Here is a 23,210-nt window from a genome sequence, read left to right on the forward strand (position 1 = left end):
ATTTTTACAAAATACGCTGGAAATGAAGAAATAGCAGTCTCTAAAGGCTCTTATTCAACTGCATTTCTCCCGAATCCATACTTGGAAAAATCGGACTTTATTATGAAATTGACTCAAAAATACAACAATTCTTGCCAAAAGTAGCTCTTTAGCCTTTAAAACGGACAAATTGTTGTACAACATACAACAATCCTTAGCTTACTAAGCAGAAATCAAAGAAATTGTTGTACGTTGTACAACTTGGCTGCTTAATTCTCTATTTCAACTAAACAAACATTAAACAAATAACCACATAACCTAGATAAACCAGACAAGACCAGAGAAAGACAAGACAAGACAAGACAAATCAAACAAACCACCAGCGCCAAGAACGCATAGACACTTACTGAGTGTTTATGAACGTATCCACAATCTCACTCAATCACAAACAACTACAACGCATATTCACTTACCAAATGATTACGCACGTATCCGCACAATCCCACTCAATTACAAACAACTCCAACCCATAGTCACTAACCAAATGATTAGGCATTCTCCCCACAATCTCACTCAACTCAGCAAATTGCATGACTAAACATGCTAAATAGAGGTAAGCTTCGCCTCCTCTCTGATCCAACTATTTCAAAAATAACCCGTTCGGGGTTGACCACCGCTATGCGACGGTGCTATAACGCGCGCGTTGAGAAGGCATTAACTCGGCATGAATCTATCCTGTTTTTGCGCAACCAAAATTCAATCACAAATAGCTACACCAAAAGCATGATGCTCCCAGAAGACACCCTGAATTTGCTTCGTTTCCTCTTGTTCGCAAGCGACGAGCACAATAACTTCGGTTATTTTGTTCCGGGACGGGAGATTCCCCTTCTTCTTTTTTTTATGAACGATATCAATGATAACCCCAATGATGAACCCCACGGCTGCGCCAATAAGGCCCCAAAGAATGGCCCCACCTTTTAAAATAAAGCCATAGGTAGAGCCAATTACCGTGAACGCCGTTGCCAAGGCTGTCCCCGCATCAAATAAACTAACGCCATCGGAACGATGGATCGTATCGAACATCTTCGGTCTATGGGGTCTCCCCTGCAAAGAAACAGCATAAATGTGCTCCTTTGGAATACCCGCTTCTTCAAGAGCAGTGATCGCCAGCTCCAAGTAGATCGAATGTTCAAATGATGCTATTACATGCATGGTGTAACCCTCATTTTCGAAGCGAAGATTTAGGAAATGGAAATTGGGGAGGCTGATAGTTCTCTTGCAGCATGGAAATCTGCTCGTGATCAAACAGCTTGTTATATTCAACTGTACTTACATAAGCATCGTAGACGGAAAAACCATATAGAGAAGGCAAAAATATAAGCCAATGCATACTTACTACACGGGCGGACTGTGTTAAGTCCCACATGAGTAAATAGTGAATTCCTTCAAGCAAATGGGACAAATAAGAAAGCGAAATCCAGGTCACCAGTATAAAAAAAGCATTGATAATCCGGTGGGCGTAAAGCTGTCCCATTCCCGGCATTAACAGGGACCAAACCATCGATAGCCATGGCGAGCGTTTATCTAAATAGTTAATTTCCATACTGCTCATCTTAAAACAATCCATCGGGGCTTTTTCCCGCTTGGCCAAAATAAATTGATGATTCATATCCACGGTAGTTCGATAGCTATCGTAAATGGCAAATAAATATACAGGCACATAGAGTGACATCCACCGAATATTCAGCACCTCATTGGCTCGTTCGAATTGACAAGTAAAGGTGTATACGATCGCTTCATTCAAATGCATCTGGGAATTAATGAGCATTTCCCATCCAATAAGGATAAAGCCGCGAATATACTTGGATAGCAATAAATGACCAAAGCCCGGAAAGGCTGCGGCCCACCATACAATAATGAAGGGATTGCGCAAATGCAATTGAGTAATGCCTAATACACTGACGAATGCAATCTGACGGCGAGGCTTGGTTCTCATGTGCAGCATCCTTATAAATCAGTTTCCAATAATGCTATTATCTTCTTTCACATGTAAGATATACATTTCGGATTTGACAATTGATTTTTAGTACCGTATAGTACTATTCATGAAAAAACAAAAAAAATTAACCAACCGTGATCTTGTGATTCAAGTGGCAACGGATTTGTTCCTGACCAAAGGCTACTTAGCAACTAGCATGGACGAAATCGTTGCCGTGAGCAAAGTGTCCAAAACAAATATTTATTATTATTTCAAAAGCAAAGAAGACCTGTTGACCGCAATTCTCGAACAACTTATTCACACCTATAACGAGATGATCCAGGAGACCGTGTCACGTTCGGAGTTAAGTGTGCAGGAGCGTTTCACTGCTCTCCTACAAGTGCTGACAGGACTTGAATGGACTTCCTTAGGCGGATGCCCGTTTCTCACGCTCTACACACAGATGCCGCTTGATGCAGATGTACTCCGGGAGAAAGTGAGCGTTTTTTTCCGGGACCAAATACTTACCGTGGAAGCCCTGCTCATCGAGGGTGTTCATAACAAGGAGTTTACATCCACTCTGCCGACAAAAGCCACGGCTCAATTGATCGTTTCGACGATTGAAGGCGGGCTGTTCCTGCAGCATGCAAACCAAGATCCAGCCATGTTGGATCAAACTCTTTCTACTTTAGCCTTGTTGCTAAAGTAATTTTTTTAACCACAACTAGTACTAATTAGTACTAAAATAACAATGAAGGGCAGGCAATTAAGATGACACATATTTTCATCACAGGCGGTACAGGGTTCATAGGAACACAAACATTAGAGCAGCTATCCCGTGAGGATCATACCGTTTCGGTGCTCGTTCGTTCCAAAGCTCGATGGGAGCAGATCCGCAAGCAATTAGGCGGGCTTAGCGGTGATGGTCAGAGGGAAACTAGCGTGGGAAATGAGCGAATTTCCCCGGTTATAGGAGATTTAAGCTTACCCGGCCTTGGATTAAGCGCGCATGACAAGGCGTCAGTGCTAACGGCAGATGTTATCATTCACGCAGGTGGACCGATGGATATTCGGATCGGGGAGGCCGAGGCCCGTGCGGTTTTCCTGCAAGCCGCCGAGGAATTACTAAGTTTGGCATCGCAAATTCATAGGCGCAAGGTTCTGCAGCATTTCATCCATCTAGTCGGCTTCAAAAGTCCCTTTACAGCTGATAATATCCGCAATCCAGCACCTATCATCGCTAGTTTAGAGAAGGAATCTCCTTACGAGCTCATGAAATTTCTAGCTGATTTGCGCATTCGCCAAGGAGCGAAGAAGCTAAACTTTCCTCTATCTGTCGTCCATCCAAGCGTTCTTATTGGCAGCTCAGAGAATGGGGATACCCCGCAAACAGGCGGGCTCGGTATTCTCGTGCAGGCCACCGCGCGTAGGTTGATGAGTATCACACCCGGTGGTAACTCCCATTGGCTGCCTCTCTTTCATGTTGATCACGCTGCTGAGTTCATTAGCGCTCTAGCGAAGGAATCGAATCCCGTTAGTCAAACCTACTACTTACTGGATGAGAAGAAGCAAAGTCCCTCGATGACAGAGCTCGTGTCAGGCATAGCCAAGGAACTTCGTGTCAGTAAACCATGGGGAGCGATCTCACCTAAATGGTTGTCAAAGATTCTGGGGAGTCCTCTTGGACGGAAAATCGGAATTCCTAAGGAATCCCTCGATTTCATCGTGGATGTTAATCAGGTCTATCCCCTAACTGCCGCACAAGACATGCAGAGAAAGTACGGATTGGGGCACGCGATTAACGCCTCGATTATGCCCCATACCATCTCGGATCTCGACTTTCGTCTCGTTCATTCCCACCCTCAGGCAGATGGATATATACGGGGTAAAAGAGGGCCTTTGGCCACACTGGAACGAGTGGGATCAGACAAGGGAAAGCCTCCGATCCTGTTCGTTCATGGCACTTTAAGCGGAGCTGACTGCTTGCTTCCGCTTGCCGAGCAATTCCCTGAGTCTTCCGTCTGCCTGGTCGATCTCCCAGGCTTCGGCCGTTCGCCCTATCACCACGGTGCGGACGTGATAGAAGGGCATATCGAATCGCTTGTCCGGGCGATTCGGTCTTTCGAGACCCCGGTTACGCTCGTGGGGCACTCGCTGGGCGGACTGCTCGCCGCCCACGCCTACGCTCGCGTACCGGAACAGATCCACAGGCTGCATCTGCTGCAGCCTGCACTGCACAGCGCTGCGCGGAGGTACCGCAGCGCTCGATTCAACGAAGCCGCGCTGCGCACGCTGCGCGCGGCGAGCTTGCGGAAGCAGCTGCTGGCGCAGAGCTGCTTCACGGACATAAGTGACATACCGCCTGCGTATGTCACTTATGTCCTGGCCGAGCTGCAGTCGCCGCGTGTGCGGAAGACGACTGCGGAGACCCTCTCTGCGCTGACGCGCGCAGAGAGCTTTGCACAGCTGCAGCCCGGTGCGTGGCTGCTGGGTGAGGCGTCGATCCTGTGGGGAACCCAGGATCGGGCGTACCGCCTGCCGGAGCGCTTTCGCTCCGCGCGCACGGTGGAGATAGCGGCTGCTCACCACTTCCCTATCTCGCATCCGGTGCTAACCGCTCAGCTCCTGAGGCAGCAAGGTCTATAGCTTTTACTGCAAGAGCTCGATTCTTCTGCCGCAGCGAGGCATGATGTCAATCGAGTTCTTCGATTTTTTTCCAGCAGACATTTTCCAATAGACATACACCCAATTCCTTCTCTTCGAATAAGGTAAAGGAAAAAGTAGGCTCGCATGTAACGCCTTTGCTTACGAAGAAAGGGAGGAACCCCTATGCAAATCCACGTTGTCCAGAAGGGACAGACGTTATACCGCATTTCGCAAACGTATGGAGTGTCGATAGATACGATCGCATCAGCCAATGAGATGACCCCCAGCCAATCCCTGGTCATCGGACAGGCATTGGTCATTCCGATTGTTGGCTCGTTCTACTGGGTACAGCCCGGTGAAGGGCTCTATCTGATTGCCCGAAAACTCGGAATCGACCTGCAAACCCTCGCCTCCGTCAATAGACTAACCTTGTATCAATCTTTACCTGTAGGCTTTCGTCTCTATATCCCGCCAACCCCTCGTACGCAAGCAGAAGTGAATGCCTATTTAGAGCCTCGCGGGTCTGACGTATCGCCCGTTCTCATTCAATCCGCCAAGGAAGCCGCTCCTCATCTTACGTACTTAGCTCCATTCAGCTTCCGTATTAAACGGGACGGCACCCTCGAAGCTCCGCAGCTGGATGATCTTCGCGGGATTGCCTCACAGCATGGCGTCACCTTGATGATGGTTGTGACCAATCTCGAACATGATCAATTCAGCGCTGAGCTCGGACATATCATCCTCACCGACGAAACCGTTCAGAATCATCTGCTTCAAACTATTAAAAGTACTGCCAAGCAATATGGATTCCGCGATATCCATTTTGACATTGAGCATCTGTTCCCCGATGATCGTGATGCCTACAATCGCTTTCTACGTAAAGCCGCGACACAACTCCATCAAGAAGGTTATTTAATGTCTACGGCACTCGCGCCGAAAACAAGCGCCGCTCAAGTCGGCGCCTGGTACTCTGCGCATGATTACAGAGCGCATGGCCAGATCGTCGATTTCGTTGTCATCATGACGTACGAGTGGGGCTACAGCGGTGGCCCCCCTATGGCCGTCTCCCCCATCGGACCCGTGCGCAAAGTGCTGGAATATGCCATTAGCGAGATGCCCGCTTCCAAAGTCATGATGGGTCAAAATCTGTACGGGTACGACTGGACGTTGCCCTATGTCAAAGGCGGCGCCTTTGCTAAGGCTGTCTCTCCGCAAGCGGCTATTGATCTCGCCCGCAAGTATAATGCGCAGATCCTATACGATTACACGGCGCAAGCCCCGCATTTCAACTACTGGGACGATGCTGGCAAGGAACACACCGTCTGGTTCGAGGACGCGCGCTCGATTCAAGCGAAATTCCGCTTATTGAAAGAGCTTGGCTTACGCGGGATTAGTTACTGGAAGCTTGGTCTTAAATTTCCGCAAAACTGGCTGCTCCTTGAGGAAAATTTCAAAGTCGTGAAACGATCTTAGTCGGATGGAAATGACGGATCCACAAAGTAGTAAAAAGGTTATCCCACTAAGCCATTTTTGGATGTAATCTCTCATTTACTTCACCAAGTTATGGCAACCAGAGTTCACCCGAGGGAACGTCGATCCGCTATTTGGACGCAAAACACCCGAATTCATGAGGAAGAGGAACGACGATGCGCTATTTATCGTTTTTGTGCCTCCGGATTGTTCATTTTGAGCAAATAGCGTTCTCATGTTCCTCTATTTCGATTTCTATCGCAGGTTTCCCAAAATAACGAATCGACGTTCCCCTAACGAAAGTTCCGGTGAGACTTTCCCTTGAAATCGAGACAAAACAAAAAATGAGAAGGCAAGAATAACCTTGCCACCTCATTTTTTTTGTTTTCTGCACCCTTTTACTTTTGGGACAATTCTTTTTTCTGGCCTAAGCCTGCCTTTGTAAAGAATAATAACTTGCTGCAACCTTTGTTTACAGCCTCCCGTCTAAGCTTAAGTAATTTTTACCAATTACATTGGTCTAACTTATATTCATCTGCAATCCTTATGATCATCAAATGGGAAGGGCGTGGGGCACAAGCTTGCTAGCAAGTATGGAATTTAAAACTATGATTCGATGGATGTATTTGGGTATTTATTATGACAACTATTCATTTTAACCCTCTATATTCCGATAATAGTAGCGTTCCATAATTTTCAATTTATAAATCGTAGAGGAACAACAATGGAGGGAACGAGAGAAATGAAGTCTAGACACAGTAAGTGGTTATCCTTGGTATTTATTTTTATTCTAGCTACTCAATCCTTAGTGACAGGAACCGCTTTTGCAGCTGATGAGATTTCTAAGCTCGTCCTGAATAAAAACGAACTTGCTTTGCAAGTCGGAGATACAGCCAATCTGACGGCAACCGCTATCTTCGTAAGCGGCTCTACCGAGAATGCAACCGTCAAAACCGATTGGAATTCCGGTTCGACCGATATTGCCTCCGTCTATGCGGGTGTGGTAACCGCCAAAAAAGAAGGCAAGGCCGTGATAACTGCCACGTATATGGGTAAGACCGTAATCGTTAACGTCGATGTTAGCAAAAAGGTAAAATCATTAACCAAAGATAAACAGTCCCTGGCTCTCCGCCTTAATGCGACTGATCAAGTTAAGATTACAGCCTTTTACGACGACGGCACGTCCGAAGATGTAACGAGCAAGGCTGATTACACCGTCGATACGAGCTCCATTGCGACCGTAACGAATGGTTTAGTGAAGGGACAAAATCCCGGCAGTGCAACGATTACGATTAAATATATGAATCAATCCCTGACATTGCCAGTCGATGTTGAAATTGTAAGACGTATTGATGCTGTGAAATCCAGTATATCCTTACTGCTTAATGGAACAGAACCAATCGTACTGAACGCTACTTACCCAGATGGTACAAACGCTGATATCTCCGCTAAAGCAGTATGGACCACTGATAAACCGAACGTTGCTGATGTCATTAATGGTTCCGTTAAAGGTTACGGTGTAGGTACAGCTAATTTAACTGCTACATACGGCACTAAATCGACAACGGTTAAAGTTGATGTGGACAGTACGTTGAAACTCACATTAGATCAACCAAATGTCTTAATGAAGAAAAATGCAATTAAAGATCTGAAATTAGAAGCTACCTACATCGACAGCGCTACACCCGTTAACTTTACAGATCGCGCTGAATGGGCTTCAAGTGATGAAGATATCGTCCAAGTTACCAAAGGTAAGCTGACTGCCATATCCATTGGTGAAGCGACGATTTATGCCAAATACGGTGATAAAGTAGTTACAGCTAACGTTGATGTTGAAGTTCCTCGCCGTTTAGTCGTTAGTACCGACCTGCTCTCTATGCAAGTAGGTCAAGTGCTTCCCGCCCTTACTCTGACGGCTACTTATGCCGATGGTACGAGCGACAATACCATCGCAGATAGCGCGACTTGGAGCGTGGATAACGACTCCGTTGCATTTGTAAGTAAGGGTTTAGTTAAAGCTTATAAATCCGGTGAAGCCACGGTAACCGCTAAATACGGCGGCAAGACTACGACAACCAAAGTCGAAGTCGATATCCCTACGACCATCAAAGCAAGTAAAAAAGCTGTTAATTTACAAAAAGGCGGGTCCGACAAAGTCACGTTAACCGCTTATTTCAAAGATAACAGAGAATTGGATGTTACATCCCTGGCAGAATGGACGACCAGCTCCAAAGATATCGCCGAAGTACGGGGCGGTGAAATCACAGGGATTTCAACCGGCACTGCAACGATTACAGGGAAATACGGTACACGCACAACTAGTATTCAAGTATCGGTTGGTGTACTGAAAAGCTTGACGGTCAGTCAAGAAAAGCTAGTTATGAAAAAAGGTGATTCCGTTACTTTAACAGCAGAAGCTATATATACCGATGATACCAAGAATAGCAATGCAGCCGCAGATGTCATCTGGACGAGCAGTAATCCCAAAGCAGCCACTGTTGACGGAGGTAAAGTAAAAGCTGTAGCTTCAGGAGAAACGACTCTGACCGCGCAGCTGGATAGCAAGACAGTTACAATCTCGGTCACAGTCGATATGGCCAGCGATCTATCGGCGAATGTTACCAATTTAGTTTTTGACTTGAATGAAACAAGATCTATCGTATTGACGGCTACAGATGCTAGCGGCGCAGCACGCACTGTAACTAATGAGGCTGAGTGGAAATCAAGCAGCACCACCATCGCGTCAGTAACCAAAGGTGTTGTAACATCGGTTTCCCGAGGTAAAGCAACCATAACCGCAACTTATGGCGGTAAAAGTGTATCCATTCCGGTTGAAATCGGCGTGATTCAGACACTAGTCGCTGATAAATCTTTCATCGTCACCAAAAGCGGCGAGCAAGTACAAGTGAAATTAACCGCTACTTTAGCGGACGGCACTACCAAAGATGTCACGGAAACAGCAGCATGGAAAGTCATGGCCTATAAACTAGGAACTGTTACGAATGGGCTTTTCACTGCTACTGGTTCAGGAAAAACAACGATCACCGGGTCCTTCGGCGGCAAAATGGTCGCTATTCCCGTGGAAATCGATTCACTGAAATATTTGAAAACAGATGTCGTCAAAATCGAGCTGCAAGAAGGCAAAACGGCTCAGATTGAGGCGTTGGCTACCTACACAGACGGGTCCGAAGAAGATGTAACCAAACCTGCACTATGGACATCGTCGAATATCATGATTGCTGATGTGAAAGATGGTATCATTCGAGCAACCGGCAAAGGGTCTGCTAGAATTACGGTCACGTATTCCAACATGAGAACGACCGTACAAGTGACAGTTACGAAGTAATACCAATGAAACCGTTGTTTCCCAAATTGGGGAACAGCGGTTTTTCTCAATTTACAGAAAAAAGCATAAGTTCTTGCTCTTAGGGGAATATATCCATACTTACACTTACAGTACCAATTCAACAAGTCTTGGAGGTATGGATCATGGTTTCCAGATTTATGAAGCTGGGTCTGATTTCTTTTTTGTCAATCTCGGCTCTCCTTGGGGCACATCACTATCGTATGCATTCCCCTAACCAGCAAATGATTTCGCAAGTAGATAGTTGGGAAGCCGCCAAACAAGGCTCACCGACGTTCTTTGACACGAATCCGTTCGGCATGCCTGGCGCGGATGCTAATTTGCGTAAAACGGGCAGCATGAACAGTCATGCGGCTGGATATGGGCTTACACCGCCTACTTCGATGAAGGCTTTAAAGGTCCATACCCAGGCAGCAAACGGAGCGCACGACAAAGCTTCGCCTTGGTGGAATTACCTAGGACTGCTTGGTTTAATCGGACTGCTTGGACTCGGCAAACGTTCCCGGACTTCTTAATGTGACATGTGAAGGTTGGTTAAAGAGAGGCCTTGTTCCCGGTTTAGGGGAAGGCTTTTTTCTGTTTCGCTAAATTGTTTATGGACATTTGTTTATATCATAGACACATGTTTTCAATTGCGTTAAACTAAAGGCAGTTATTCGTTTGAAAGGAGCTTTTCATGGATCGTGAACAGCAAATTTTAGCACTAATACGTCAAAATCCATTCATCTCCCAAATTGAAATAGCCAGTGCCATAGGCATTTCCCGATCTGCTGTTGCCGGCTATATCGCTGCGTTGACCAAGAAAGGTACGATCCGAGGCCGAGCCTATGTCACATCTGATGAGCAAACCGTCATGTGTATCGGCGGCGCGAACCTAGACAGTAAAGCTACCAGCAAGCAGGCCATTCGACTGGCCTCCTCGAATCCGGTAACGGTCACCGAGTCCTGCGGCGGTGTGGCTCGCAATATCGCGGATACACTAGCTGGTTTATCCTGCCGGACTGCCCTCGTAACCGTTGTCGGTGACGATAAGGCTGGTCAGTGGGTGCTTGATGAAACACGAAAGCGCGGTGTCGACGTCAGCCAAACGATTGTCCTACAGGGCGAGAAAACGGGGACTTACACGGCGCTGCTTGATGCCACGGGCGAGATGTTTTTGGCTTTTGCCAACATGGAAATTTACGATAAATGTACACCTCAGCTTTTGATGGACAAATGGTCCCATATTGCGGCTTCCCAGCTGATCATTGCCGATACGAATTTGCCTGCGGATACGCTCCAAGAATTAATTAAGCGCTGTAAAGAAGAAGGCATCACGCTATTCATCGACCCCGTCTCTTCCGAAAAAGCGAAAAAGCTCCCGCAGGAGCTTCATGGTATTACAGCGATCTTCCCTAACCTGGAAGAAGCTCGATTACTTGCTGGTCCCTCGGTAGAAACCGATCAAGATTACGCCAAGCTGGCTAGAGCTATTCAGGCACGGGGTGTGAAACACGTAATCATTACACTTGGCAGCGCGGGTGTCATGTATGCTGGCGAGGAAGGCGAGCGGTTCTTCCCTCCTATTCCTACCCATGTCGTGGAAGTAACCGGCGCAGGCGATGCTCTCGTCGCTGGTATCGCTTATGGTGTGATGCATCAACATACCTTTATGGACGCATGCTCCTATGGGCTCGCTGCCGCACATATTACGCTTCAAACCAATCAATCTGTAGCAAGTGAGCTAACCGAAGAGCGACTTCTACAAACCATACAATCGATAACTAAAGGAGACTGAACCTATTATGAACACATCCTACCTGACATTTACCGACGAAGTGAAAGATGCTCTGGCGAACAATAAGCCAATCGTAGCCTTGGAAACAACGATCATCTCCCACGGGATGCCTTATCCGCAGAACATTGAAATGGCCAAAAAAGTGGAACAAATCATCCGCGATAACGGCGCTGTTCCAGCAACGATTGGCATTATGGATGGCAAAATCAAAATCGGCTTGAACGAGCAGGAGCTTGAGGCTTTCGCGACAACAGCTAATGTAGAAAAAGTTAGCCGTCGTGACTTCCCTTACATCCTATCGTCCGGCAAAATCGGCGCAACGACTGTTGCGGCAACGATGATCGGCGCTGCGCTTGCCGGCATCGAAGTGTTCGCTACCGGCGGTATCGGCGGTGTTCACCGCGAAGGTGAAGTGACAATGGACGTCTCCGCTGACTTGACGGAGTTGGCTCAAACGAACGTCGCTGTCGTCTGCGCAGGCGTGAAGTCGATCCTCGATATTGGCCGCACTCTCGAGTATTTGGAAACCCACGGCGTACCCGTGGTTGGTTTCAAAACGAGCGAGTTCCCATCCTTCTACGCCCGCGAAAGCGGCTACGGCGTTGACTTCCGCCTCGATGAGGCAGCCGAGGTTGCGGCCATGCTCCGCACCAAGTGGGAGCTGGGCCTTGCCGGCGGCGCCATCATTGCCAATCCGGTCCCTGCGGAATCCGCAATGGACCATAACGAGATCGAAGGCGTCATCCAGCAAGCGCTGGCTGAGGCCAAAGATCAAAACGTGACCGGCAAGAAGGTCACGCCTTTCCTGCTAGCGCGCATCAAACAGCTGACCGAAGGCCGCAGCTTGGAGACGAACATCGCGCTCGTTTACCACAACGCGCAAACGGCCGCGCAGGTTGCGGTTGCGCTTAAGAAATAAGTTATGACGCTCTTGTTGTCATAACAGAAAAAGACTATTTTTCACAGTTAAACGTGAAAAATAGTCTTTTCTTATATTTGGGGCTACTCGCTAACCCAAACCGTCTTCTGCTCGAACGGCACCCGCTGCGCCTTAGGAGGAGCCATGTCTGGATAGCCGATGTAGATGAATCCGACCAGCTCCTCTTTTCCCGCTAAACTGAACGCTTCACGCATCTTCGGATGATAGGTAGGTGCACCCGACCGCCATACTGCTCCTAGGCCTAGTGCGTGCGCTGTAAGCAGCATATTCTGAACTGCGGCATGTGCTGCCGCATATTCCTCGATCTCCGGAACTACAGGCTTCACTGAGGGTGTTACGGCCACGGCAATAACGACAGGCGCTCGGAACGCTTTCTTCTCCTGAGCGCTTTTCAGCTTGGATAACTCCTCCTCAGAGAGCATTGGATCCGCTTCAGCAGCGGCAACCTCAGCGTAGCCTCGACCAAGCAATCCTCTGCCTTCTCCAGTCATGACCCAGAACCTCCATGGCTCTGTGTGACAATGGTTAGGCGCCCAAGTCCCCGCTTCAAGGATTTGTTCGATTAGCGGCTTGTCTACAGGATCCTGTTTAACCTTGCCGATACTGCGGCGATGGCGAATCGCTTCTTTTATTTCCATGAACCCCACTCCTCTCCCTTTTGCTTATTCTCTCTCTATTGTTGCACGACCCAAGCTCCCACTGCAAACCTACATCGGAAGCATCGTCCTAGTAGCTATGAGCTTTTCCTTGCAGCTTAATGAATCATGCTTTATGCTTTCACTGCTGTTTGCGGCAGCTCAATATCGTGCAAATTCAGCTTTTTATCTGTCGGAAGGAAGGCTGCCAATAACCCAATTAACGGTAAAAAGGCACAGAGCTTAATAACAAAGGTGATGCTTGTTGCATCAGCCAGCGTTCCCAGCACAGCTGATCCGATCCCGCCTAAACCAAAGGCCAATCCGAAGAACAATCCAGAAACTGTACCCACCTTGCCTGGCAGCAGCTCTTGTGCATAAACGACAATGACGGAAAAGCCGGATAACAAAATAAACCCGATACACGCACAAAGAACACCTGCCCAGAACAAATTGGCATATGGCAGAAGCAGCGAGAACGGCGCAGTGCCTAGAATAGAGAACCAGATCATATTACGTCTCCCAAAACGATCCGCTAAAGGTCCACCCATGAAAGTACCTACAGCTCCGGCAGCAAGCAGGGTGAAAATGAAAAGCTGCGCTCTTTCGACCGAAAGCTGGTCATGTTCGATCAAATAAAAGGCATAGAACCCTGTCATACTGGCCACATAAACAAACTTAGAAAATAGCAGCATGATTAGAATAAATATCGCATACGCAACCATTTTTCGAGGGAGCTTCTTTCGGATACCCCCGGTTTTGTTGGCTGTGGATGGACGGCTTCCCGCCTTTCGATACCATTTGGCCACGAAAAACTGAACAACGATCGCCGCCGCAGCGACAAATGAAAACCAGATGATACCGAATTGACCAAACGGTACAAAAATTAGGGCTGTAAAGACAGGAGCCAAAGCCTGCCCGATGTTACCGCCTGTTTGGAAGATCGACTGCGCCAGTCCTCTGCGAGGCCCAGCAGCCAAATAGGCCACACGCGACGCTTCCGGATGAAGGACAGAAGAGCCCAGACCAACCAGAATGACGGCTAATATAACCTGCACGAACGATGACGCCACAGCCAAGACAATCACTCCCATAAGGGAGAAAAACACACCTGCGGGAAGCAGAAATGGCTTCGGCTTCGCGTCTGTGTACAGACCAATTAAGGGTTGAAACATCGAGGCCGTCACATTCAACGTGAAGGCTATCCACCCGATTTGTGTAAAGCTGAGCTGCAATGAATCATGTAGAATCGGGAAAACCGCAGGGATAACGGATTGAATCGCATCATTCAACAAATGGACCAAGCTTATTGAAAATAAAATAGCATAAACGGTACTATTACGGGCATTGTTTGATACGGACATGTGATCTCAAACCCCTTTCATCATATCATCTGATGTTTAAAATTAGAGGAGAATAAAGCTACTCCTGGTTAACATACTTTTTAAGCTGGCTGACCGTATCATCTAGATTTTGCTTGGTCCAGTATTCGGCAGCCGATACATCCTTGTCTTTAATCGCCTGATACATATTTTCATGCTGGAGATTGTGGGAATCATGTGGACTCTCGACACTCACCAATTTGTATGACGTTTCGAGGAGAACGGTTGAGAAAGTCCGGTACAGGTCGATGGCAACGCTGTTCTTGCTGGCGATAGCTATGGACAGATGGAACTTTACATCAGAGTTCAGATAGGTGCTCGTATCGCCTTTCTCCAGCGCTTCCGACCGTTGATCCAGTGCGCTGCGCATCTGCTCAAGATCATGATCATCGCGGCGCTCCGCGGCTAATCGGGCGATTTCCAGCTCGAGCATCCTTCTTACCTCATAGACCTCCAGAATCTCGGCTCTGCGAAGCCTATGATCAAGCGGTTCCTGCATACCGGTGTTAGCCGTCAAAAAAGTGCCGAAGCCCTGCTTCTTTTCGAGCAGACCCGCATGAACAAGCACTCTGACCGCTTCACGGATCGTCGAACGTCCGACACCGAATTGCTGCATCAGCTCGGGTTCCGTTGGAATCTTGTCGCCCGGCTTCATTTCGCCTTCCGATATTTTCTTTTGCAATTGATTAACAACATCGTCAACCAATTTAGGGCGATTTAGCGGCTGGAATGACATCTTGGAATTCATCAGATCATCTCCTGTTTGTTGAGTATAGCATAGGTGAGCTTGGATTTTCATCCTATTTTTTACAATGGGGCTCCGTACAAAGATCACGGTTGCCTCCTTCCTTATATGAGTGCCTTAAATCGACTGAAAACACGGCTTATGTTGCTCTTGTGCGAGAGTATTGTAAAGGTTGCTGCGTAGAAGGTTGCGCCCAAGGCATATAGTCATTTTGAAGCAAGCTACCCCCATTGCGTATGTGCTTACTCATCCATTCTAATGTTGTATTTTATGCAACATTATGCAAGAAAATCGGCCTTTTCCACGCAACTGTTGCAAAAAATACAACAATTCCAGCCAAAAGTAACTCTATTGCCTCTAAATCGGATAAATTGTTGTACGACATACAACAATCCTTAACTTGCCCAGAAGAAATGAAGCAAATTGTTGTACATTGTACAACTTGTCTTCGAAATAAAAATTCGGAAGCCCCTTTTTCACCTATATGTATGAGACATATGTGTCTTTTTAGCGTGTGAAAACCATCGAAGTTACCTTTAGTGTTTTGGGTGTTCCTTATGCGCATTGCACATCATCCAAGCTTCTTCATTTATCATTCTCATTTTTCATTTTCATCTATCATTCTCAGTCTTCATTTCATTATCATTTTCATCTATCATTCTAATTTTATTTATCATTCTTATTTATCATTCTCATTCTTCAATCTCACTTATCATTCTCATTCTTCAATCGACTTATCATTCTCACTCCAATCAACCAAACCCCCTTAGCACTCCCCTGCTGAGCCAAGAATTTGACAATGACGTACTCCATCATGCAAGGTATAGTTATAGCAACAGAAGATGAACGATAGTTTGCTAGATTCATAATTATATAATTAACCTTAGGAGGTACTATGAAATCCACGAAACTCACGATGATCGCGACGGCCGCAATGGCTTTCTCCTTATTTACTTCAGCTGCACTTTCTCTTCCAGCTTCCGCTGCTGTAGCCAAAACAAGTGCTGATTTCACAGATTTGGCCGGCAGTGATGCCGCGTTTAAAGCTAAGATTGATGCGATGATTGCAGCTGGTATTTTCGAAGGCGTCTCGGACAACACATTTGGCATTACGCAAAATATGACTCGTGCTCAATTTGCCAAAGTAGCCGTATTGATCTACAACATCACTGTTGAGCCAACCGTTAAGGTGTCCAGTTTCTCCGATGTTAATGTCAACGATGCAGCAAATGGCTGGGCTATCCCTTATATTGAAGCCGCCAAAAAAGCAGGCCTCATAGACGGTGTTACCGACACCACTTTCATGCCCGGCGATTCTGTAACGACAGCTCAACTGGATACTGTCCTACTTAAAGGCTTAGGCAAAAAGATTTCCATGACAGGTTCACCTTGGTACACAGACGCTGTGAAACAAGCAACAGAACTTGGTATTCACCCTACTAGCAAATCTGGCGACCAGGCTGCCAACCGCGCTGACCTTGTTCTAAGCTCCTATTCAGCTCAGCAAGCTTTCGGGAATCAAACACTCATTTCGATTACAAAAACGCAAGCCTCTACTTCCGACAATAAGAAGGTTCAAGTTACTTTCAATAAAAAGGTAGATGCTAGCAAAGCAACGCTCACTTTGAAAAATGGTTCAACGGTTGTCTCTACGACAACAGAATGGGCTAGTGATAGCCAATCGGCAACATTAACAGCCAACGTAGCGCTTGCTGCGGGTGATTACACGGTTACGCTTGGCGGACTCGACGCTTCCACTGTCCAAACAACAACTGGCAGCTTTAGCGTTACAGCTCCTAGCACAGGAAACGTTTCGATTAGCGGCACTTACACATTAGCTAGTGTGCTCGATAGCGGTTTAACAGATGCAGCAACAGGATCAAACGGTCTCGTTGACAAAGCAACTGCTGAAGATCCAACAAAAAGTAAATTAGCTAAAGAAATTGAAATTAAAGTAACATCAGCTAGTGGAGATCCTATTGCAATCCCTGGGGTTGTTCAATCCGTTCATTCCTCTGATTCTAGCATTGCTAAAGTTGGCCTTACTGCTGACCATCATGCTTACGTTCTGGGTAACAAGCCGGGAACAGCGGATATCAGTGTCATTGTCCAAATTGGAAATGGCGACGCAAAGCAATTACACGTTACTGTCACGGTTAAAAGCGACGCGATCACTGCCAAGGAAATAAAAGCAGGACAAACTTCCATTGAGAAGACGGTAACAGGCAGCGTTTATAACTTCAATGCTTTTACGGAAATGGATCTTTCCATCACAGATAACTACGGTATTAAGTATACAAGTGCGGACATTAAAGGCTATAATTTCGCACTAGGCACCCTTTTCATCACGAATGATATTAAGGGAACTGCCGGCACACCTGTAGGAACCGTAGAGGTTGACGCGGCTGGAAACGTTAAAGTGACTGACAATGTAACTTCCTTCGAATTAACCGCAGTAACTCCAACTGGTGAAAAAACAACAAGCTACGTGACACTTAAGCACTAATAATATCAAAGAAAAACCGTCAGGGTGCCCCTGACGGTTTTTTTAAATTATGGCTTAAACGCCAGCAAAGCCTCTCTAACCTCGGCCGCCGTGTCCATCTCCAAAATCCTTTCAACTAACGACTCGCAATCGCTGCGGTTCAAATCCGTAATCACTTTCTTCACCTTGGAAAGCGATGAAGCCGCCATACTCCATTCATGCAGACCTAAGCCAAGCAACAGCGGTGCTGCAATCGGGTCACCTGCCATACTACCGCACATTCCACTCCATTTGCCAACAGCATTAGAAGCATCGATGACCGTCTTAATCAGTCGAATGACGGCGGGATGGAAATAATCGTATAAATAAGCTACCTTCTCATTCATACGATCGACAGCAACTGTGTACTGCACAAGATCGTTCGTCCCGATGCTGAAGAAATCTACTTCCTTGGCAAATCTGGAGGCGAGCAATGCTGCTGACGGAATTTCAATCATAATTCCCAATTCTACAGAATCCGCATAAGGGACTCCTTCTTGGCTCAGCTGCTCACGCACCAGCTCATAGATTTCTTTCGCCTGACGCCATTCTTCCATGCCCGAAATCATCGGAAACATGATTTTCACATCACCGTGAACCCCCGCTCGCAAAATCGCACGAAGCTGGGTTATAAGCAATTCCTTACGGTCTAGACAAAGTCGAATGGCTCGGTAGCCAAGAAAGGGATTCATCTCCTTCGGCAAATCCAGATAAGGAAGCTCCTTATCTCCGCCTATATCGAGCGTACGAATAACAACAGGACGTCCCTTCATTGCTTCTGCTACCTGCCGGTAAGCCTTATATTGGGTTTCCTCGTCAGGCATCTGAGATTGTCCCATAAATAAAAACTCTGTACGATACAGTCCTACCGCTTCAGCACCTTGGCTCAGCAGGCTTACCGATTCTTCCACCGTACCGATGTTTGCTGCCAGTTCGACACGGAATCCGTCTTTCGTGACAGCGTCTCGATCAACATAAGCCAGCAGTTCTGCCTTCTCGGCTTCATCCCGCTGCATGAGAGCATGGTAGGATTCTTTGGTTGACGCTGTTGGATTTAAGATACAGTTTCCAGTCGAGCCATCAATGAGAAGCTCATCTCCATGCTGAATCTGATCTATCCCATCCCCCAACCCAAGGATCGCTGCAATCCCTAAAGAATTGGCCAAAATAGCCGTGTGGGAAGTTTTGCCGCCTATACGAGTGACAAACCCGAGCACCAATTTTTTGTCCAACTGAACCGTATCAGAAGGTGTCAAATCATCCGCTACAAGAATGACAGGCTCCCCGATATCGGAAAGCTGTGTTCCTTTGCGTTCACATAGCTGAGCAAACATCCTGTTTCCTACATCCCGGACATCCGCCGCGCGCTCCCGCATATATTCATTCTTCATGCTTTCGAACAGAGCAGCAATCTGCGTAACCACTTGATATATCGCGCTTTCCGCTGTCCACTGCTCGCTTACAATTAATTTCTCCATAGGTGGATAAAAGGTTGGATCTTGCAAAAAGCTGATCTGCCCTTTCAGAATCACAGCCTTTTCTTCCCCAAGTGTACGCTGCGCCTTTTCAATCAGAACTTGCAGTTCAGCCTCGCACGCTGTTTTGGCTTTGCGAAGCCGTTCAACCTCGGTATCGGTATCTTGCGTTTTCTTTTTCTCTACGTCCGTTAGCCGCACTGGAGCGTACACGAATGCTTTACCAGTGCGAATGCCGGCAGATACCCCGAGACCTTGCAATACTCTCTCCGTCATGCTAGCATCTCCTATCCCTCAAGCTGCTATAAGCAGTTCTTATACTTCTCCAAAGCCGCTTTCCACCAATTCAGCCAAAGCATCCAGCGCCGCTTGTTCATCCGGTCCTTCTGTTGTCAGGGTAATGACCGAACCCTTCTCCAACCCAAGCGTCATAAGACCAAGAATACTTTTCCCGTCAATGATCGCGTTATTAGGCTCATTGTAATATTCTAGCTTTACAGTTGATTGAAAAGATGCCGCCTTTTCCGTAAACAGTTGGGCAGGGCGAATATGAAAGCCGGAATCGTTCCGGATCGTAAGTTCTTTTGAAATCATGGTTGTCTTCTCCTCTTAGATGGTTTGTAGAATCGTTATCAATTGCTGCGCATCAGTTACTTTCAATAAGCTTTCACGGAACTCCTCGTTAATCAGCTTACGGGAGAGCGCGATCAAAATTTGCAGATGCTCATTGCCAGCAGCAGCCTCCGGCACAGCAATCATGAAGACGATGCGAACAGGCTGTTCATCTAGAGATTTCCAATCAAGAGGCTGTGTCAACTTGGCAAAAGCAACACCCGGCTTGCTGACTCCGTTCGACTTCCCGTGAGGAATAGCCACCCCAAAACCAATACCAGTTGAGCCCGTTTCTTCCCGCTTCAAAACCGCCTCCAGATATGCTGCTTTATCCGAAATACAGCCAGCGGCTGCAAGTCCGTCGATCATGGATTGCATACATTCTTCTTTGCTTGTTGCTTCCAATGGAATCAAAATGCTTTGTTCATTCAGTAGTTCTTGAATATTCATATTCGTATCCTCCCTAAATGTAAAGGGGGAAGAGATTCCCCCTGCGTGATTAGTTTTAATTGGTGTAAAATTTTAGTCTTTTACAGACTTCTTCAATATATTCAGCATGATGGCTGTAACAACAGTCCCTGCTACGATAGCAAGAGCATACATACCCAGGTGGCTGACGGCATTCGGGATCGGCAGGACGAAAATCCCTCCATGAGGCGCGCGCAAAGTAGCACCGAACAGCATGGATAGAGCGCCTGTTAAAGCGGAGCCGACCATGATCGAAGGGATCACGCGGAACGGATCGCCTGCGGCAAACGGAATGGCACCTTCCGTGATAAATGAAATTCCCAGAACAGAAGCTGCTTTACCGGCATCCCGCTCCTCCTTCGTAAATTTCTTCGGAGCTAATATCGTTGCCAGCCACAAACCAAGCGGAGGTGTCATACCAGCAGCCATTACTGCTGCCATTGGACCATATACACTGCTGGCCAATAACCCTACAGCGAACGTATACGCCGCTTTATTCACAGGGCCGCCCATATCAAATGCCATCATCGCTCCAAGTAGAAGACCGAGCAATACGGCATTCGTGGATCCGAGCGATTTGAGCCATACCGTTAAACCATCCATAATTGCTTTTACAGGTTCTCCAATGACATATATCATTAAAAGTCCAGTAATTCCGGTAGCTAGTAAAGGAATAATTAGAATAGGTTTCAAGCCTTCAAAATTCTTAGGCATCTTGATATAATCTTTCAACAATTTCGCGACATAACCCGCAAGAAATCCGGCGATGATTCCGCCAAGGAAACCTGCTCCCATTTTTGAAGCGAGCATCCCGCCAACAAGACCTGGCGCCAAGCCCGGCTTTTCCGCAATGGAGAAGGCGATGAATCCTGCCAAGATCGGTACCATTAAAGCAAAAGCTGCTCCGCCGCCAATGTCCATTAAAGCTGCGGCAAATGTACCCTGTTCTTTAAAAGCCTCAATTCCAAAAATAAAAGAAAGTGCAATTAGCAATCCGCCAGCGACAACCAAAGGAAGCATGTTTGAAACACCTGTCATCAGATGCTTATAGGCTCCGGTTCGTGAAGCGCTGCGCTGTGATTTCGACTGCTCTACTTGCTTCAGATAATCACCCGCAGAGGCTGCTTCTTTGTTCAACGCTTCATCGAGAAGGCCTACCGGATTTTTGATCGCCTGCGCCACAGGGACTTTAACAACCGGCTTTCCAGCGAAACGGGATTCTAATACATCCGTGTCCGCAGCTACAATAATGGCATGTGCCTCAGCAATCTCCTGCTCAGTAAACTCGTTTTCTACACCGACAGCTCCTCTGGTTTCTACTTTAATCGAAATACCCTTTTCTCTAGCTGCTTTTGCTAAGGATTCAGCAGCCATGTACGTATGGGCAACACCGGTTGGACAAGCAGTAACAGCAAGAATCTTTTTCATAGACGCCCCCGCCTTCAATTCGAATTTGTTGTTTTTGGAATAGACCATATGTTCACACTACCCAGTTTTTCTTCCACTTCAGCAAGCGTACAAACTTGTGTTCCTGGCTTCAAAGCCGTTACGGTTCCTGCAGCTGAGCTCCACCTCGCAGCTTCTTCCAGCGACATGCCATGCAGCATGCAATAAATGAGCGCGGCTACCATGGAGTCCCCAGCCCCCACTGTACTTAGGGGAGTAATTGGAGCAGGTTTGGCGCGAATGGCCTCCGTCTCCGTTACAAGAATCGATCCCTCTCCACCTAAAGAAACAGCCACGTAAGCAATTCCTTTAACGATTAATCTTCTTGCCGCATCGATAATCTCTTCATCTGTCCGGAAGGACTCTCCGAAGAACGACTCCAGCTCATGAATGTTCGGTTTGATCGCGTAGGGAACTGCCTCAATACCATGGACGAAAGACTCACCATCCGCATCCAATACGGTCCGTACACCTGCCTCATTGGCAATTTGGATAAGTGTCTTATAGAAATCACTCGGTATTCCCTTTGGCAAACTGCCCCCCAAGACAACTAACGCAACGTGACTAACATCGTTTCTGAAACGATCAAGAAATTGACTTAATACGTCTTCGTCTACCGTAAAACCTGGCTCATTCAACTCCGTTGTTTCCCGGGTATGTTCCACATACAGCTTCAGGTTCGTTCTCGTTTCACCCTTGGCCTGAACAAACCAATTCGGGATGCCTAGACTCGAAAGTGTATCCGTCAGCACATTCCCCTGGCGCCCTGCACACAGGCCCCAAGCCGTCACATCAACGGAAAAATTCTTCAGTACTTTGGCAACATTGATGCCCTTACCTCCAGCATCCATTCGCCATTCTTTAATCCGGTTCAACCCGCCAAGAACAAAATCTTCTACCGTTACCGTTTTATCTAAGGCCGGATTCAATGTAATCGTTAAGACAGGCAGCTTCATGACTTCCTCCCACCTGTCTGTACGACGGTAACGGTAACCCCAGCCGTATCAAGCTCTTTCAGTGCATTGTCCGATATACCGTCATCCGTCAACAGCTGGTCAATCTCGGATAATGCCGCAACCTTAGCAAAAGATACTCTTCCGTATTTGCTGTGGTCCATGAGTAAAATCACTTGCTTAGTTGAACGGAAGAAAGCCCTTTTGGTAGAGGCCTCTAACATATTCGGTGTTGTCAATCCAATGACAGGGTCTAGACCATTGATAGCCACGAAGGCTTTATCAACATGCACAGTTTCCAGCGCCTTCTCAGCTAACGGACCTACCATCGCCAACGTTTCATGACGCAAGGTGCCGCCCGTGAGAATCAAATCGATTCCTGTATTGGCAGACAATTCTTGAGCTACCGCAACGGAATTGGTTACTACCGTAAGCTTTTTGAATGTTTTCAATTCTTTAGCCAAATAATACGTTGTAGTTCCCGAATCGAGTATGATGGAATCGCCTTCTCGAACCATAGAAGCGGCTTCTTTGGCTATCAGCTCCTTTTGTAAACGATAGCGATCTTCTTTTTCCACAAAAGTAGGCTCTGAATTGTCACTGACAAAAGCTACAGCTCCTCCATGCGTACGGCGAAGCTTGCCTTCTTCCTCAAGGATCTTCAGATCTCTGCGGACCGTTGATTCAGACACCTGAAAATGCTGAGCCAGCTCTTGAACGGACGCACGCTCTTTCACTTGAACATAATCGGCGATCTTCTGCTGACGTTCTTCCTCAAACAGCATCACGACCCCCCCTATTCCATTTCATATATTT

19 protein-coding genes are annotated in these 23,210 nt (G+C 47.1%); 8 read left to right on the forward strand and 11 right to left on the reverse strand.

Features of this window, described 5'->3' with window-relative positions:
- Positions 1-735: 735 nt before the first annotated feature.
- Together ASD40_RS38150 and ASD40_RS38155 are read right to left on the reverse strand one after the other, a co-directional pair.
- Positions 736-1,191: a hypothetical protein gene (locus tag ASD40_RS38150; RefSeq protein ID WP_057302546.1), complete on the reverse strand. Its 456-nt coding sequence runs from the start codon at positions 1,189-1,191 to the stop codon at positions 736-738.
- 10 nt (positions 1,192-1,201) lie between these two features.
- On the reverse strand, positions 1,202-1,975 hold the full coding sequence (locus ASD40_RS38155; protein ID WP_057302547.1) for a hypothetical protein: 774 nt from the start codon (positions 1,973-1,975) through the stop codon (positions 1,202-1,204).
- A 109-nt stretch (positions 1,976-2,084) separates the two neighbouring features.
- Between ASD40_RS38155 and ASD40_RS06635 the strand changes: the two genes are divergently transcribed.
- The 7 genes from ASD40_RS06635 (at position 2,085) to ASD40_RS06665 (ending at position 12,133) form a co-directional block, all read left to right on the forward strand.
- On the forward strand, positions 2,085-2,666 hold the full coding sequence (locus ASD40_RS06635) for a TetR/AcrR family transcriptional regulator (protein WP_057302548.1): 582 nt from the start codon (positions 2,085-2,087) through the stop codon (positions 2,664-2,666).
- A gap of 62 nt (positions 2,667-2,728) precedes the next feature.
- Positions 2,729-4,603, forward strand: coding sequence for an alpha/beta fold hydrolase (locus ASD40_RS06640; RefSeq protein WP_057302549.1), 1,875 nt, complete (start codon positions 2,729-2,731; stop codon positions 4,601-4,603).
- Between the two features lie 183 nt (positions 4,604-4,786).
- Positions 4,787-6,076, forward strand: coding sequence for a glycoside hydrolase family 18 protein (locus ASD40_RS06645; protein WP_057302550.1), 1,290 nt, complete (start codon positions 4,787-4,789; stop codon positions 6,074-6,076).
- 739 nt (positions 6,077-6,815) lie between these two features.
- On the forward strand, positions 6,816-9,419 hold the full coding sequence (locus ASD40_RS06650) for an Ig-like domain-containing protein (RefSeq protein WP_057302551.1): 2,604 nt from the start codon (positions 6,816-6,818) through the stop codon (positions 9,417-9,419).
- A 143-nt stretch (positions 9,420-9,562) separates the two neighbouring features.
- Positions 9,563-9,952, forward strand: coding sequence for a hypothetical protein (locus tag ASD40_RS06655; protein ID WP_057302552.1), 390 nt, complete (start codon positions 9,563-9,565; stop codon positions 9,950-9,952).
- Positions 9,953-10,113: 161 nt separating this feature from the next.
- Positions 10,114-11,214 (forward strand): carbohydrate kinase, encoded by a 1,101-nt coding sequence (locus ASD40_RS06660; RefSeq protein ID WP_057302553.1) that lies wholly within the window; start codon positions 10,114-10,116, stop codon positions 11,212-11,214.
- A gap of 7 nt (positions 11,215-11,221) precedes the next feature.
- Complete coding sequence (locus ASD40_RS06665; protein WP_057302554.1) at positions 11,222-12,133, forward strand: pseudouridine-5'-phosphate glycosidase; 912 nt, start codon at positions 11,222-11,224, stop codon at positions 12,131-12,133.
- A gap of 83 nt (positions 12,134-12,216) precedes the next feature.
- Here the strand turns inward: ASD40_RS06665 and ASD40_RS06670 are convergent, their stop codons facing one another.
- The 3 genes from ASD40_RS06670 to ASD40_RS06680 form a co-directional block, all read right to left on the reverse strand.
- Positions 12,217-12,792, reverse strand: coding sequence for a nitroreductase family protein (locus ASD40_RS06670; RefSeq protein WP_057302555.1), 576 nt, complete (start codon positions 12,790-12,792; stop codon positions 12,217-12,219).
- Between the two features lie 131 nt (positions 12,793-12,923).
- On the reverse strand, positions 12,924-14,153 hold the full coding sequence (locus ASD40_RS06675) for an MFS transporter (RefSeq protein WP_057302556.1): 1,230 nt from the start codon (positions 14,151-14,153) through the stop codon (positions 12,924-12,926).
- 58 nt (positions 14,154-14,211) lie between these two features.
- Entirely contained in the window at positions 14,212-14,919 is a 708-nt protein-coding gene (locus ASD40_RS06680) for a FadR/GntR family transcriptional regulator (protein ID WP_057302557.1), read from the reverse strand.
- An 892-nt stretch (positions 14,920-15,811) separates the two neighbouring features.
- Here ASD40_RS06680 and ASD40_RS06690 point away from each other — a divergent pair.
- Positions 15,812-17,422 carry an S-layer homology domain-containing protein gene (locus tag ASD40_RS06690; RefSeq protein ID WP_057302559.1) on the forward strand — a complete coding sequence of 537 codons (1,611 nt, stop codon included), beginning with the start codon at positions 15,812-15,814 and terminating at the stop codon, positions 17,420-17,422.
- A gap of 47 nt (positions 17,423-17,469) precedes the next feature.
- Here ASD40_RS06690 and ptsP read toward each other — a convergent pair whose 3' ends face one another.
- The 6 genes from ptsP to ASD40_RS06720 all read right to left on the reverse strand — a co-directional run bounded on the left by ptsP (position 17,470) and on the right by ASD40_RS06720 (position 23,179).
- Positions 17,470-19,191, reverse strand: a complete 1,722-nt coding sequence (ptsP, locus tag ASD40_RS06695) for a phosphoenolpyruvate--protein phosphotransferase (protein WP_057302560.1) — start codon at positions 19,189-19,191, stop codon at positions 17,470-17,472.
- A gap of 39 nt (positions 19,192-19,230) precedes the next feature.
- Positions 19,231-19,509 (reverse strand): HPr family phosphocarrier protein, encoded by a 279-nt coding sequence (locus ASD40_RS06700; protein WP_057302561.1) that lies wholly within the window; start codon positions 19,507-19,509, stop codon positions 19,231-19,233.
- Positions 19,510-19,524: 15 nt separating this feature from the next.
- A complete protein-coding gene (locus tag ASD40_RS06705) occupies positions 19,525-19,977 on the reverse strand; it encodes a PTS sugar transporter subunit IIA (RefSeq protein ID WP_057302562.1) in 453 nt (150 codons plus the stop codon).
- A 72-nt stretch (positions 19,978-20,049) separates the two neighbouring features.
- Complete coding sequence (locus tag ASD40_RS06710; protein WP_057302640.1) at positions 20,050-21,423, reverse strand: PTS fructose transporter subunit IIC; 1,374 nt, start codon at positions 21,421-21,423, stop codon at positions 20,050-20,052.
- Between the two features lie 14 nt (positions 21,424-21,437).
- The gene (pfkB, locus tag ASD40_RS06715) at positions 21,438-22,397 is read right to left on the reverse strand and encodes a 1-phosphofructokinase (protein WP_057302563.1); all 960 of its coding nucleotides are present in this window, start codon (positions 22,395-22,397) and stop codon (positions 21,438-21,440) included.
- A complete protein-coding gene (locus ASD40_RS06720) occupies positions 22,394-23,179 on the reverse strand; it encodes a DeoR/GlpR family DNA-binding transcription regulator (RefSeq protein ID WP_156389912.1) in 786 nt (261 codons plus the stop codon). Before ASD40_RS06720 ends, pfkB begins: the two co-directional genes overlap by 4 nt.
- Positions 23,180-23,210 lie beyond the last annotated feature (31 nt).

It is taken from the genome of Paenibacillus sp. Root444D2 (assembly GCF_001426375.1).
Lineage (GTDB): Bacteria > Bacillota > Bacilli > Paenibacillales > NBRC-103111 > Paenibacillus_E.

Bases quoted from the DNA above. Each gene is read 5' to 3' on its own strand.
- ASD40_RS38150 (WP_057302546.1), bottom strand. From the start codon at position 1,191: ATGCATGTAATAGCATCATTTGAACATTCGATCTACTTGGAGCTGGCG.
- ASD40_RS38155 (WP_057302547.1), bottom strand. From the start codon at position 1,975: ATGAGAACCAAGCCTCGCCGTCAGATTGCATTCGTCAGTGTATTAGGC.
- ASD40_RS06635 (WP_057302548.1), top strand. From the start codon at position 2,085: ATGAAAAAACAAAAAAAATTAACCAACCGTGATCTTGTGATTCAAGTG.
- ASD40_RS06640 (WP_057302549.1), top strand. From the start codon at position 2,729: ATGACACATATTTTCATCACAGGCGGTACAGGGTTCATAGGAACACAA.
- ASD40_RS06645 (WP_057302550.1), top strand. From the start codon at position 4,787: ATGCAAATCCACGTTGTCCAGAAGGGACAGACGTTATACCGCATTTCG.
- ASD40_RS06650 (WP_057302551.1), top strand. From the start codon at position 6,816: ATGAAGTCTAGACACAGTAAGTGGTTATCCTTGGTATTTATTTTTATT.
- ASD40_RS06655 (WP_057302552.1), top strand. From the start codon at position 9,563: ATGGTTTCCAGATTTATGAAGCTGGGTCTGATTTCTTTTTTGTCAATC.
- ASD40_RS06660 (WP_057302553.1), top strand. From the start codon at position 10,114: ATGGATCGTGAACAGCAAATTTTAGCACTAATACGTCAAAATCCATTC.
- ASD40_RS06665 (WP_057302554.1), top strand. From the start codon at position 11,222: ATGAACACATCCTACCTGACATTTACCGACGAAGTGAAAGATGCTCTG.
- ASD40_RS06670 (WP_057302555.1), bottom strand. From the start codon at position 12,792: ATGGAAATAAAAGAAGCGATTCGCCATCGCCGCAGTATCGGCAAGGTT.
- ASD40_RS06675 (WP_057302556.1), bottom strand. From the start codon at position 14,153: ATGTCCGTATCAAACAATGCCCGTAATAGTACCGTTTATGCTATTTTA.
- ASD40_RS06680 (WP_057302557.1), bottom strand. From the start codon at position 14,919: ATGAATTCCAAGATGTCATTCCAGCCGCTAAATCGCCCTAAATTGGTT.
- ASD40_RS06690 (WP_057302559.1), top strand. From the start codon at position 15,812: ATGAAATCCACGAAACTCACGATGATCGCGACGGCCGCAATGGCTTTC.
- ptsP (WP_057302560.1), bottom strand. From the start codon at position 19,191: ATGACGGAGAGAGTATTGCAAGGTCTCGGGGTATCTGCCGGCATTCGC.
- ASD40_RS06700 (WP_057302561.1), bottom strand. From the start codon at position 19,509: ATGATTTCAAAAGAACTTACGATCCGGAACGATTCCGGCTTTCATATT.
- ASD40_RS06705 (WP_057302562.1), bottom strand. From the start codon at position 19,977: ATGAATATTCAAGAACTACTGAATGAACAAAGCATTTTGATTCCATTG.
- ASD40_RS06710 (WP_057302640.1), bottom strand. From the start codon at position 21,423: ATGAAAAAGATTCTTGCTGTTACTGCTTGTCCAACCGGTGTTGCCCAT.
- pfkB (WP_057302563.1), bottom strand. From the start codon at position 22,397: ATGAAGCTGCCTGTCTTAACGATTACATTGAATCCGGCCTTAGATAAA.
- ASD40_RS06720 (WP_156389912.1), bottom strand. From the start codon at position 23,179: ATGCTGTTTGAGGAAGAACGTCAGCAGAAGATCGCCGATTATGTTCAA.